8 protein-coding genes are annotated in these 14200 nt (G+C 31.4%); 6 read left to right on the top strand and 2 right to left on the bottom strand.

Annotated features, from left to right (window positions below):
* Positions 1-56: 56 nt before the first annotated feature.
* Complete coding sequence (locus HY951_06115; GenBank protein ID MBI5539615.1) at positions 57-2294, bottom strand: inorganic phosphate transporter; 2238 nt, start codon at positions 2292-2294, stop codon at positions 57-59.
* Between the two features lie 69 nt (positions 2295-2363).
* On the bottom strand, positions 2364-3644 hold the full coding sequence (locus HY951_06110) for an aminopeptidase P N-terminal domain-containing protein (protein MBI5539614.1): 1281 nt from the start codon (positions 3642-3644) through the stop codon (positions 2364-2366).
* 153 nt (positions 3645-3797) lie between these two features.
* Between HY951_06110 and HY951_06105 the strand changes: the two genes are divergently transcribed.
* From HY951_06105 to HY951_06080, 6 genes are all read left to right on the top strand, one after another.
* Positions 3798-4463, top strand: coding sequence for a succinate dehydrogenase cytochrome b subunit (locus HY951_06105; GenBank protein MBI5539613.1), 666 nt, complete (start codon positions 3798-3800; stop codon positions 4461-4463).
* A gap of 18 nt (positions 4464-4481) precedes the next feature.
* Positions 4482-6419, top strand: coding sequence for a fumarate reductase/succinate dehydrogenase flavoprotein subunit (locus HY951_06100; protein ID MBI5539612.1), 1938 nt, complete (start codon positions 4482-4484; stop codon positions 6417-6419).
* A gap of 30 nt (positions 6420-6449) precedes the next feature.
* Positions 6450-7193, top strand: coding sequence for a succinate dehydrogenase/fumarate reductase iron-sulfur subunit (locus tag HY951_06095; GenBank protein ID MBI5539611.1), 744 nt, complete (start codon positions 6450-6452; stop codon positions 7191-7193).
* Between the two features lie 176 nt (positions 7194-7369).
* A complete protein-coding gene (locus HY951_06090) occupies positions 7370-7951 on the top strand; it encodes a hypothetical protein (protein ID MBI5539610.1) in 582 nt (193 codons plus the stop codon).
* 262 nt (positions 7952-8213) lie between these two features.
* Positions 8214-10337: a T9SS type A sorting domain-containing protein gene (locus HY951_06085; GenBank protein ID MBI5539609.1), complete on the top strand. Its 2124-nt coding sequence runs from the start codon at positions 8214-8216 to the stop codon at positions 10335-10337.
* 154 nt (positions 10338-10491) lie between these two features.
* Positions 10492-14196, top strand: coding sequence for a SpoIIE family protein phosphatase (locus HY951_06080; GenBank protein ID MBI5539608.1), 3705 nt, complete (start codon positions 10492-10494; stop codon positions 14194-14196).
* The last annotated feature ends 4 nt before the right edge of the window (positions 14197-14200 follow it).

Below are 14200 nucleotides of genomic sequence, written 5' to 3'. Positions count from 1 at the left end.
ACCAAATCAAAAAATTTGAATTGAGAAAGTTAAATTAAAAAAAATAATGAATTAGGTTACTTTGGTAATGACAACAAAAAGTTTTCATAGGCTTTAGAAAAGTTTTCTATATGAATTAACATGTTTTTTGTTTCATGCATAATGCCTAAATATAACATTGTTGATCTTGTATTTATATCGCTTTCTTTCTGATCTCTAAGATAACCAACTCTATTATTCTCAATAAATAAAACTACATTATTTATTTTTATCTGAACCTCATTAAAAGAAATATTTTCTTTTGTTAGTTGTTCAATCACAAATTCAAACAATTCGTTAACCTGTAATTTTAATTTTCTAAGATCTTTTATTTGCTGTGAAGGAATTGGATTGTGTATGTTGTTAACATGAATAAACGACGGAGTTGTTATATAATTCAGACAATATTCTATTTCTCGGATGTAATCATATATTTGAATTATATAAGAACCTGAAATCTGCAAATCTTTATTTAAGTTTTTATAAATGTTTAATGACCGTCCCTTTAACTTTTTTGTATGCTTATTTAATAAATTAACATCTTTAGAAAGAATTTTAAGCGATTTCCGGTTTTCATCTTCAAGAGCATCTATTGATTCAGAATAAATTAATGAAATTTTCTTAATCACATCCATTGACTGCTGATTAGTAATTTCTGAAAGTTCTATTGATGACTCAGGAGTATATTCCTTTGCTTCCGCAATTTCGGCACTTTGTTTTACACGTTCTTTATGTTTAATTTTTGATTTATATAACAATATGCCTATAAGTAATAGCATTAAAACAACACCATACATTCCGCCTAAATAAATTACAACTGCAATTATTCCGGCAACAATGAATGCTATAAATGCAGTAAAAAACCAACCACTAATAACAGTTATAACACCAGTCACCCTATAAACAGCAGATTCTCTTCCCCAAGCTCCATCGGCTAAAGAAGTACCCATTGCTACCATAAAAGTTACATAGGTTGTTGACAAAGGTAATCTTAATGAAGTTGCAAAAGCAATTAGTATACTTGCAACAACCAGATTAACCGAAGCTCTTATTAAATCGAATGAAACTGCAGGATTTTCCTCGTTTGATTGTTTTGTGTTTTCAAATCTTAATGCAATAAAATTTAAAAACTTTTTCGGCAATATTTTTTCTACCCCATTTTGAAAAGTAAAAAATCCTTGCACCAATGTTCTTGCTAAATATGACGATCCCCAACGTTCATCGCCCTCCTCCTGACGACTTAATTCAACAGTAGTTTTAACAACAGTTCTTGTTTTTCTTGAAATAAAAATTGTTGCTACCATTATTAATCCTGCTATTAACAACAAAAATACATCCACAGGGACATCGCCTTTTAGCGCCCCCATATTGTATGTATTAGCAGCAGAACCAGAAGCTTGCCAAAGCTCAAATGATTTTAATCCTGCTAATGGAGCTCCAATAAAGTTAACCAGATCGTTACCTGCAAAACTTAAAGCCAAACCAAATGTTCCAACAAATACTACAAGTTTAAAAACATTTAATTTAAATAATAAATGAAGAATCTGTAATATAGCAGATAAGATTAAAAAAGAAGCGAGAGCAATTAGCCAGGTATTATTTAACACCCATATCTTATCTGCTTTCGTAATAAATGAGGTATCACCAAATCCTTTCAAAACAATAAACAATAATATTGCAGTTAATGCAAATCCGCCAAATAATCCTGAAGTTATATTGCTTTTTTTATGAAAATCAAACGAGAAAATTAAACGAGTTATATATTGTATAATAATACCCGCAACAAATGCCACAATAACCGAAATCAATATTCCCGAAATAATAGCCAGTACTTTCTCGGTATTAATATAATTGCCTATTCCACTTATGTTTCCTCCAATATCAACAATTTTTATTAATGAAATAGCGACCGAACTTCCTAATAATCCAAAAACAAGAGAAACAGTTGTTGAGGTTGGCAAACCAAATGTGTTAAAAAAATCCAGCAGAATTACATCTGCCATCATAACAGCTAGAAAAATAAATAATATTTCGGAAAACATAAACTGTTCGGGGTGAAAAATACCTTTTCTTGCAACCTCCATCATACCACCTGAAAATACAGCTCCAACAATAATTCCGATTGCCGCAACAAACAATATTACTCTGAACGAACCTGCACGTGATCCAACTGCAGGACCTAAAAAGTTAACTGCATCGTTTGAAACACCAACTATTAAATCTGCAACAGCAAATAATCCAAGAATAAAAAGTATTACTAAATAATACCACTCCATAATACAACAATAATTAGCGAAGATAAAGCTTTATAATCAACTATAAAAAGGAATTCATTATTTATATTGTTATTTTCTCATCAACTCTTCAATTTCTTCTAACTCTATTGGAATTTTTTCCATCAAATCAATTGGAGTTTTATCGATCAGAATATCATTTTCTAATCTAATTCCAAAACCTTCTTCCTTTATATAAATTCCCGGCTCGCAACTAAGCACCATGCCCTTTGCAAACGGGACCTCTCTGTTCCCGCAATCATGCACATCTAATCCAATAAAATGAGAAGTTCCATGCATGTAATATTTCTTATACAAAGAATTTTCCTTATTCTGCTTACAGATATCACTTTTTCTTAACAACTTTAGTTTTATTAGTTCTTCCTCCATCATTAAACCAACAGATTCATTTAGTTTATCTATAGTATTTCCAATAACCATTAGCTTTTTTGCTTCTTTCATTATTGATAAAACAGATTTATAAACTTCAGTCTGCCGTTTTGTAAACTTACCTGAAATAGGAATTGTTCTTGAAAGATCAGATGCATACCCTGATTTTTCTGCACCAAAATCCAAAAGAAGCAAATCACCACTTATTAATTCGGCATTATTAAAATTATAATGAAGAATTGTTGAACTATTTCCACTTGCAATAATTGGTAAATAGGCATGAGGACATTTTTCGGATTTTATAAACCTCATCGTAATTTCTGCTTCAACATCGTACTCATATAATCCGGGCTTTATTAGAGGTAATATTTCACAAAAAGTTTTACCTGTTATCTCTATTGCTTCCTTAATTATTTCGATTTCTGTCGTTTCTTTTACTAACCTTAACTGGTTAATTAGTGGAACAAGTTTTTCAAATCGTTGTGAAGGATATTTTGATTTTATTTCTTCGGCAAATCTGAATGAAGCAGAAATTGGAGCATCATTTACCGAGCATTCATCACCCATTTCTAAATAAATGTATGAAGCGCTTTCAATTACCTTTTTCAAAAATATCGGCAATTCGCTACACCACTTGACATTACCTACACCTGAAATCATCGTAGCATCTTCTTTTGAATGCTTATGCCCTTCCCATATTAATGTTTTATTATCAGTATATCGAATAAATAATATTTCTCTAAACTCCTTTTTTGAATGGTTTGGATAAAGAACCAAAACAGTTTCTTCCTGCATAACACCCGTCAGATAAATCATATTTGAGCTTTGACGGAACTCATTATACAAACTTCTGGTACGCATGGAATGTGTTGCAGAACATATTATTGCTACTGAATTAGGCTTAAGAAGTTTAGAAAGTTTTGCCCTATTTTTTTTGTAAAGTTCTGGGGTTAATTTATTCATATCGTTAATTTAGATTACATATAAATTACAAAAAATAATAATTTTTGAAAATAATCAATTTAAGAACTTACTACTTTCGCATAAAAATATTTTTTTAATTTTTTTGTAGATAACAAAATTTCGAAACACGAATTTATTCTAAATATTCTTAATATGAGCGGTTTTTTATCTTCTTCAATCGGCAAAAAGGTTATAATGAGTTTAACCGGATTGTTTTTAGTTGTTTTTTTATGTGTGCATCTGTTTGTAAACCTGCTTACTATGGTTGATGCAGATGGTAGTACATTTAATACTGTTGCTCATTTTATGGGAACCAACACCATAATGTTTGTAATGCAATGGGTACTTGCAGCAGGATTTATTTTCCATATGCTTTATGCAACCATACTAACTATGAAAAACCGTGCAGCTCGTCCGGTAAAATATGCTGTCAGTACAAATAGTGACACATCATGGTCGTCTCAAAACATGTTTATTTCTGGAGCTACTGTATTAGCATTTTTAGTGCTTCACCTTATTAATTACTTTTATAAAATAAAATTTACCGATTTAATTGAAAGCGGACAAATGTCTGAATTCGACTTAGTAATAGGTATTTTCCAACCTCAATATTGGTATTTTAGTGTAATTTATATTATTTCATTTATTTTATTAGGATTACACTTAAATCATTCTTTCCAGTCTTCATTTCAAACACTTGGACTAAACAATACTGTTTGGTTACCACGCTTAAAATTTATTGGAACTCTTTACGCAATAGTTATTGCAGTAGGTTTTTCAATTATTCCGATATTCTTTTTAATGAAAGCATTACTTTAATAAATCCCTTTAAAAACTATGGGAACATTGAATTCAAGAAGTCCTGAAGGACACGTAAGTCAACAATGGACAAAGTTTAAATCAACTTGTCATCTTGTAAATCCGGCAAACAAGCGTAAGCTTGATATTATTGTTGTTGGTACAGGTTTGGCTGGTGCTTCTGCTGCAGCTGCACTTGGCGAACAAGGTTATAACGTTAAGATATTTTGTTATCAGGATAGTCCTCGTCGTGCGCATAGTATTGCTGCACAAGGTGGAATTAATGCTGCAAAAAACTATCAGAATGATGGCGACAGCGTTTATCGTCTTTTTTACGACACTATTAAAGGTGGCGATTACCGTGCCCGCGAATCAAATGTTCACAGATTAGCAGAAGTAAGTAATCTTATTATCGACCATAGTGTTGCTACAGGTGTTCCTTTTGCACGTGATTACGGCGGTTTATTAGATAACCGTTCATTTGGTGGTGCTCAGGTTTCACGTACTTTTTATGCACGTGGACAAACCGGTCAGCAATTATTACTTGGCGCATATAATTCATTAAACCGCCAGATTAAAAATAAAACCGTTACAATGTTCAACCGTCGCGATGTATTAGACATTGTTATTGTTGACGGAAAAGCTCGTGGAATTATTGCACGTAACTTAGTTACAGGTGAAATTGAAAAACATTTCGGACATGCCGTTTGTCTTGCTACCGGTGGATATGGAAACACATATTTCCTATCAACAAATGCAATGGGATCAAACGGTTCAGTTGCATGGCAAGCTTATAAAAAAGGTGCTTTCTTCGCAAATCCTTGTTTTACACAAATTCACCCAACTTGTATTCCTGTTCACGGCGACTATCAGTCAAAATTAACTTTGATGAGTGAAAGTTTACGTAACGATGGAAGAATTTGGGTTCCAAAGAAAATTGAAGATGCAAAACGTCTTCAAAAAGGAGAAATTAAAGGAAGCCAAATTCCTGAAGAAGATCGCGATTATTATTTAGAGCGTCGTTATCCTGCTTTCGGAAACTTAGTACCTCGCGATGTTGCATCAAGAGCTGCAAAAGAGCGTTGCGATGCGGGTTTTGGAGTTAACAATACTGGTTTAGCTGTATTCTTAGATTTCTCGGATGCTATTAAAAGATTAGGAAAAGCAACAATTGAAGCTCGTTATGGAAACTTATTCCAGATGTACGAAAAAATTGTTGACGAAAATCCATACGAAACTCCAATGATGATTTATCCTGCTGTTCATTATACTATGGGTGGCTTATGGGTTGATTATCATTTAATGACTACAGTTCCTGGTTTATTTGCTCTTGGTGAAGCAAATTTTAGCGATCACGGAGCGAACCGCCTTGGAGCATCTGCACTTATGCAGGGATTAGCTGATGGATATTTTATTATTCCTTACACTATTGGTGATTATCTTTCTAAAGAAATTGGAACTAAACGAATGTCAACAGATAATGCTGAATTTGTTGAAGCTGAAAAGAAAGTTAATGACAGAATTCAAAAGTTATATGCTATAAAAGGTAATCAACCTGCTGATTATTTCCATAAAAAACTTGGTCAGGCAATGTGGGAATATGTTGGAATGGGACGTACCGAAGAAAGCTTGAAAAAAGCTCTCGATATTATTCCAAAAATCAGAGAAGAATTCTGGTCAAATCTTAAACTTACCGGAAATCCTGCAGAATATAATACTGAATTAGAAAAAGCAGGTAGAGTTGCTGATTTTCTTGAGTTAGGTGAACTAATGGCTCGCGATGCTTTAAACAGACGCGAATCTTGTGGTGGACATTTCCGCGAAGAAATGCAAACCGAAGATGGCGAAGCAAAACGTGACGACGAAAACTTTGCATATGTAGCAGCATGGGAACATAAAGAAAACGGAATACCAGAACTACACAAAGAGCCTCTTGAGTACAAAGAAGTTAAATTAGTTCAACGTAATTACAAATAACGGTTGCTAAAAATCGAAAAAAGAAATTTTATGGATTTAACTTTAAAAATATGGCGTCAAGCCTCAGCAAAAGCAAAAGGAAAATTTGAATCTTATCCTATTTCAAATATTTCTGCAGATTGTTCTTTTTTAGAAATGATTGATATTTTAAACGAGAAATTAGTTCGTGATAATATCGATCCTGTTGCTTTTGATCACGATTGTCGTGAAGGAATTTGTGGAATGTGCAGTTTGTATGTTAACGGTCGCCCTCACGGACCAGATGATGACATAACAACATGCCAATTACACATGCGTAAATTTAAGAATGGTGATACAATTACAATAGAACCATGGCGTGCCGGACCATTTCCTGTGATAAAAGATTTAATTGTTGACAGAAATGCATTCGATAAAATTAACCAGGAAGGTGGATTTATTTCAGCAAACACAGGTTCTGCGCCAGATGCAAATGCAATTTTAATTCCTAACAGAGAAGCAGAACAAGCTATGGATGCTGCTGCCTGTATTGGTTGTGGTGCTTGCGTAGCTGCTTGTAAAAATTCATCTGCAATGTTATTTGTTTCTGCAAAAGTTTCTCACCTTGCTTTATTACCACAAGGAAAAGCTGAAGCTGCTATTCGTGCAAAAGCAATGGTGGCTAAAATGGATGAACTTGGCTTTGGTGGTTGCACAAACACAGGTGCTTGCGAAGCAGAATGCCCAAAAGATATTTCTATTTCAAATATTGCAAGATTAAACCGCGAGTTTCTTTGCGCTACAATACTGGAATAATTTAAAATTATTATAACATTTTTAAAAACCCGTTTCATTTTAAACGGGTTTTTTTATGCCTATAAATTTCTGCAAATTCCAGTTAACCACAGAATTGTTGAATTTTTAATGTAAATTCACTACCTTTATAGTAAAATAATTAATAAAGAAAAGTTTTCTTCCCTCATTATAAACAAATGAAAAATAAATATTTAATTTTATTATTAATATTATTACTGTTTTTAAATGTAAGTTGTTCATTTATTCTTGGCATAAAAAAACCAGAATTAAAAAATGAAAAACAACTTAATGATTTTTTGTGGAAAAACATTAATGATTCTACAATGTGTTATTATTTTACAAAACAGTCTTTTGATAGTATTCAGAAATTAAGTTATAAGCCTAATTGGCAAAAGGGTTTCAGACCATTACAATTTAAGGTATTTAATAATTATGGTAACTTAATAGCTCAATATTCCTCCTGTGAGGGTTCATTGCATAAACTAAAAATACTTTCAGAATATCCACCAAAAAACATTTTTCCCTTAGATTCTACAATAACATTCATTAATGATTTAAAAATGTACAGAAATAACAATTCAAATGTTATAAATCCATCTTTGTTTAATAATAGTGACTTAAACATAATTGTTTATTGGGGAACATGGCTTGGACATCCAGGGAAAAATTTATTAAAAAAAATAATTGCTTATAAAAAGCTATATAATGACAAAAAAATAAATATTATTAAAGTAAATGTTGCTGAGACATATAAATAACTAACATCTGCTTATTTTGTATTAGCATACAAAAAATTAAATTGAGAATTTTTGCGCTACAATAATTGACTAATTTTAAATTATTATAACATTTTGTAAAAACCCGTTTCATTTTGAAACGGGTTTTTGTTTTTATATAACATATTCAAAAACATTAGTTAACTTTATATTTTACAATTTAGCGTTAAAAAACATATTGAAGAAAAACAATTAACATGCAACCATTACATAAAATTTTTCATCTAACAAAAAAAATACAACTATGAAAAAAATATTAATTACTACAGCTTTATTTTTTGTTTTCTTTCAATTTTCTTTTGCTACAAACAGCTTAAGAGTAGGCGACCCCAGAACTTCATGGTACACCTATCAGGGAACAATTGAAGAAGCAACTTTATCAATTAAACCTAAAGGGTTGTATATGGAGTATGGCTTATATCTTACTTTTTCTGCCCGAAACACTCCACTATTTTACACAACCGATTCTTTAGAATCTGTTCTAAAATTTGATTTGCCTGCAAATGCTACAATAGTCGATTCGTGGCTATGGATAGGAGAAGACATTGTTAAAGCAAAAATTCTGGATAAATGGTCGGCATCTTCTATTTATGAAGGTATAGTACAAAGAAGAATGGATCCATCTATTTTAACAAAAACAAGTAGCACCAGTTATGAATTAAGAGTTTTTCCAATGTTGGGAAATTCAACAAGAAAAGTCAAAATTACTTTTCTTATGCCTACAAGCTGGGCACAAAACGAGGTTAGAAGCTCATTACCATTAAGTATTTTAAGTACTTCACTTGTGCCTTTACAAAAACTTAATGTTGTTACCTGGACAGATAACACATGGACTAATCCACACTTTTTTGGAATATCAAATCTTGCCTATTATCCACAGAATGATCCTATACTTGGATCATATTACTATACAGAAATTCCTAATTTCCTTTTTTCGAGTAATTTTTCAACAGCATTTAACTCACCTGTATCGGATGGCGCATTTTTAAGCACATATTCGGATGGAACAGATAAGTATTATCAACTTGCTATCGATCCTAAATCACTTATAGATACAATTCAAGGTTCAAATTTCGCATTCTTAATTGATTATCATTCTGCAAACACAAGTTTAAGTAAGGCAACAATTATTGATAATGTGAAACAAGCAATATACCAATCGCTTTCACCTAAAGATTCATTTAATCTGATTTTTTCCAATTTTACAATATTCAGAGCAAGTAATTCATGGATAAGAGCTGATTCTGCATCAATTGAAAATATTTTTGCAACTATTAATGAGCCACTTTCAGATTACTCAAATCTTACCAATCTTATTAGTAACGGAATCGATTTTATTTCAAATCATGGTAACGATGGTAAAATTATTCTACTCTCATGCTCTAATCAATATGGAACAGCTAATGTTGCAAATAACTTAGTTAATGATATTGTTAACAGTATGAACCCTGATATTCCTATATATATTTGTGATTACCAGTCGCTAAATATGAACTATAATTATATCAATGGAAGATATTATTATGGAAACGAATATTTCTATTCAAACTTATCAATGATTACTGTTGGAGCATTTTACAGAGTTTATTATACGAATTATTCATTATCGGACATATTAAATTTAAACCTTATAGAAGCCAGTGGAGTAATAAATTCATTTGATCTTTACACAACAGCCAGTGGAGGATTTTGCCATAGCAGATATTATTTAAATAATATGACAACCTCTGCAAATATTACGAGTTCTATAATGCAAACAGGAAAGTTTAATGGGAATCTACCATTTACAGCATTTATTTCGGGAGAATATAATGGAAACATTTTCTCTAAAGTTATTACTTTTACTTCAACAAATTCATTTGTAGGAGATAGCATGAGCAGAGAGATTTGGGCAGGTTTAAACATTAAAGACCTTGAATCTCAACCTCAAACAAATACTCTAATTAGTACAATTGTAAATAAAAGCATAAACGAAAGAGTGTTATCGAAATATTCCGCATTCCTTTGCTTAGAAGACACTAATCAAATATGTAATTCCTGTGTTGACGAAACTGAATATACAGAAATTGAAACTGATACTATTTCATCTGACTTAGAAATTACTTCTTTCCCCAACCCATTTAGCGAATCTGTTACCATTAAGGTTAACATTCTAAAACTGCAGGATTATTCTAACGGAACGTTTAAAATTTATAATATTCTTGGAAAAGAAATTCAAAGTTTTGATTACAATAACAGTCTAAAAAATGGCTACCTTGAATTTATCTGGAATCCCGGACTTAACAATGAACAAACACCTTCAGGAATATATCTTTTTGTAATAACAAATGATAATACAACTAAGAGCATAAAACTGATAAAGCAATAATTAAAAATCAGAAAAATTAAAAACCTCACATTATAAAAAATGTGAGGTTTTTTTATGCTTTAGAGCTAAATCTCAAATAATAAACTAAAATAAAAAGATATTTTTAGATAAATAATTTAATTTTGCATACCCAAAATCAAATTTTCATTTCTCTATGAGCTACCCAAAAGCTGGATTAAAAACAGCTCTCATCATAATATCTATTTGCATATCAACTGCATTATCAGCTCAGGATTTTAGCGAACTTGGCTCTAAACGTGTTAAGTATTTTTCTGCAGAAGATTATAATGGACATGCTCAAAACTGGTCGGTATTTCAGGATAAACAAGGCATGTTATATTTTGCCAATAATGATGGAATTCTTTTGTATAACGGACAAAGCTGGAACACAGTAGGGGCTTTTCCGGTCAGGTGCTTTTCTCAGGGTGACGGTAAAAGGGTATATGCTGGTGGTGATAATGAATTCGGATATATAGATCAAAATAAATCCGGAAAACTACAATGGACTTCATATTCAAAAAAACTTCCTGAAGAATATAAGAACTTCTTGTCTGTACTTAGTATTCAGCAATCGGGCGACAAAACAATTTTTTTTGGTTTTAGAGCTATCTTAATTTACCAAAAAGACTCATTGATAAAAGTAATTAAACCACAAACAGATTTTAGGTTTTCATTTAAATATAAAAACAGAATATTTATTAGACAAACCGATGTTGGTTTAATGGAATTTAAGAATAACAACATATACAAATTACCTCACGGCGAGTTTTTTTCTGATAAACCGGTTTATATGTTTGAACCTTTTGACGAAAACAATGCTATTCTTGCAACTAAATTAAACGGTCTTTACCTTGTTAACATTAATAATATTAACCGTAAAGATTTGCCTCTTGATTCAATATACAAACCATTTAAAACTGAAGCCGACAATTTTTTTGAAACAAATGGAATTTATCACGGAACTATTTTAGATAACGATAATATAGCGTTAGGATCTACTGTTGCCGGTATTGTAATTATTAATAAAAAAGGACAGATAAAAAGAGTTTTTAATAAGCAAAACGGACTTCCTGTAAACAATGTTAATTATGTGTTTTTTGACCGTGAAAAAAATATCTGGCTGGCATTAAATAATGGTATTGCCAATATTGAAATGAATAGCCCAATGAACTTTTTTGGCGAAGAAACCGGATATCAGGGAATAGTAGTAGGTGCAATAAATTTTAAAGGGAAATTTTATGTTGGTACATTAGAAGGACTTTATGTATTAACACATAACACAGATTTTACAAAAAACGGAAATTCTTTTTATAAATTCAAAAGGTTAACACAAGAGTATAATAGCTTTATGCAACTGGATACTATTGATGGTAAGTTGTATGCAGCAACACGTTACGGATTTTTCGAGATTGATAACGAAACTATAAAGCCTATAAGAAAAATGGAATTTTCATACGCCATTTTACACTCTAAAACAGATCCGTCAATTATTTTTGTAAACAACTCTGAAGGTCTCGCTATATTTAAGAAAAATAAAAACGAATTAAAATTTCATGAACAAATTAAGGGAATTGAACATGAAGTTCGTTACATGTATGAAGAAAAAGACGGTTCACTTTGGATAAATGGTAACAACAATGATCTTCTAAAACTCAACTTTAACAATAACGATTACAAACACCCTACAATAACAACTTACGACTCAGCAAAAGGTCTTCCATCTAATGCCTCGTTGGTAATTCTTAAAGAAAGTGATCATCTATGTGTTTTACTTCCCGGCCAAGGTTATTACAGGTATTCTTCAAGCAAATCGCCAGTTGGAAAACAAGACTATTTTTATCCTGACCCATTATTTCCGATTAAGTTCTCAGAAACAAAAGACTCTATTTCATATTATTTAGCTACACGTTTTAATGATACTGTATGGTATGCACTTACTGCTCAGCAAGGGCTTATCAAAATTATACGAAACAACTCTGAAAGCCCAAAATTAAGCTTAATCTCATCATCGCTTGGAAGAGCAAATGTTACGTTTTTTCTTTATCCCGACAAAGAACATAATCTATTATGGTATTCAACAAACAAAGGACTATTTTCATACAAATTACAAAATAATGTAGAAGAAAATATCCCATTTGTAACAATAATCAGCGAAATATTAATAGGTAAAGATTCCACCATTTATATAACAAATGACAGTATAAATAAAACAGAAATTCCATTTACAAAAAACTCGTTAACTATAAACTTTGCTTCATTATTTTATCAGGGCAGCGAAAACAATGCTTTTAAGTACTATCTGGAAGGATTGGATTCTACATGGGCTGATTGGACCAAAGAAAAATACATTACTTATAACTTTTTACCCGAAGGAAACTATGTATTTCATATTAAAGGAAAAAACATGCACGGTGTTGAAAGCTCTGAAGTTCTTTTCCACTTTACAATACTTCCACCTTGGTACAGGTCATGGTGGGCATATTTAATTTATGTTGTTATTGCTTTTCTTCTTATTATTGTAACTGCTATTTTATATGGGAAGCGACTAAAATCAAGCAACTTAAAACTTGAGGAAATTGTAAATAGCAGAACTGCCGAAATTAAAAGACAAAGTTCTGAAATTGAAATTAAAAATTTACAACTAAATGAGATTAACAAAGAACTAGAAAAACTATCCATTGTTGCCAGTGAAACTGACAATACAGTTATTATAATGGATAAAGACACTAATTTTTTATGGATTAACGATAGCTTAAGAAAAAAATATAATATAGATTACGAAGAATTTGAAGCAATAAAAGGAAAAAGCTTGTTAGATTCTTCATATAACTCTAATATTAAAAGAATTGTATCAAAATGTATTTCCGAAAAGAAAACTATTTTATACGAATCTGAAGCAAAGTTAAAGTCGGGAAAAACTATCTGGATGCAATCAACTTTAACTCCGATATTAAATGAAGAAGGAGAAATAAAGAATCTTGTAGTAATAGATTCAGATATAACAAAAATGAAAAAGGCTGAAGAAAAAATCAAACTTCAGAGTGAGGAACTGGAAAATAACCTGTTTGAATTAGAAAATAAAAATCAATTAATTACAAATAGTATTGAGTATGCCAGAAAAATTCAGGAAGCATTTTTACCTTCTATTTCTGAATTTAAGGAAATCTTCCCTAATTCATTTGTATTTTTTAAACCACGAGATGTTGTAAGCGGAGATTTTTTCTGGGCACATTCAGAAGGCGACATGCAATTTGTAGCTGTTGTAGATTGCACAGGACATGGAGTCCCCGGAGCATTTATGTCAATTATTGGAAACACTTTGTTAAATGAAATAGTAAGAGAAAAGAAAATTTATCAGCCTTCGCATATTCTGAATATGCTTAATCAGGGAATTATTTCTGCGTTGCATCAGGATAAAGGCTCAAATTACAGCCAGGATGATGGTATGGACATCGCATTCTGTTCGTATAGCAAGTCTTCGAAAAAAATTGTTTTGGCAACTACAAGCCATATGGCAATAGTTTGTGATGATACTGAAGTTCAAAAAATAAATTGCGACTTATTTTCAATAGGAGGTTCATTTTCTACAAGAGAAAATGTAGTTTTTAACGAAACAGAAATATCTGTTAATAATTCAACACAACTCTTTTTGTATTCCGACGGTTTCCAGGATCAATTTGGAGGTCCGAATAACACGAAGCTGATGACTGAACCTTTTGAGGAGTTTCTTATCTCAATAAACAAGCAAAATATTGACGAACAAATAACAGCAGTTGAAAATAAATTTGCTGCATGGAAAGGAAATAATAAACAAATTGACGATGTACTTGTTATTGGATTAAAATTTTCGGATATTTAATGCT

It is taken from the genome of Bacteroidia bacterium (genome assembly GCA_016218155.1).
Classification (GTDB): Bacteria; Bacteroidota; Bacteroidia; order Bacteroidales; family GWA2-32-17; genus GWA2-32-17.
Note: the sequence above shows the minus strand (reverse complement) of the source record. Positions and strands in the feature narration are given on the sequence as shown.

What these genes read in the sequence shown, in the direction of transcription:
- HY951_06110 (MBI5539614.1), bottom strand. Translation starts at nt 3,644, where the DNA reads ATGAATAAATTAACCCCAGAACTTTACAAAAAAAATAGGGCAAAACTT.
- HY951_06115 (MBI5539615.1), bottom strand. Translation starts at nt 2,294, where the DNA reads ATGGAGTGGTATTATTTAGTAATACTTTTTATTCTTGGATTATTTGCT.
- HY951_06100 (MBI5539612.1), top strand. Translation starts at nt 4,482, where the DNA reads ATGGGAACATTGAATTCAAGAAGTCCTGAAGGACACGTAAGTCAACAA.
- HY951_06085 (MBI5539609.1), top strand. Translation starts at nt 8,214, where the DNA reads ATGAAAAAAATATTAATTACTACAGCTTTATTTTTTGTTTTCTTTCAA.
- HY951_06105 (MBI5539613.1), top strand. Translation starts at nt 3,798, where the DNA reads ATGAGCGGTTTTTTATCTTCTTCAATCGGCAAAAAGGTTATAATGAGT.
- HY951_06095 (MBI5539611.1), top strand. Translation starts at nt 6,450, where the DNA reads ATGGATTTAACTTTAAAAATATGGCGTCAAGCCTCAGCAAAAGCAAAA.
- HY951_06090 (MBI5539610.1), top strand. Translation starts at nt 7,370, where the DNA reads ATGAAAAATAAATATTTAATTTTATTATTAATATTATTACTGTTTTTA.
- HY951_06080 (MBI5539608.1), top strand. Translation starts at nt 10,492, where the DNA reads ATGAGCTACCCAAAAGCTGGATTAAAAACAGCTCTCATCATAATATCT.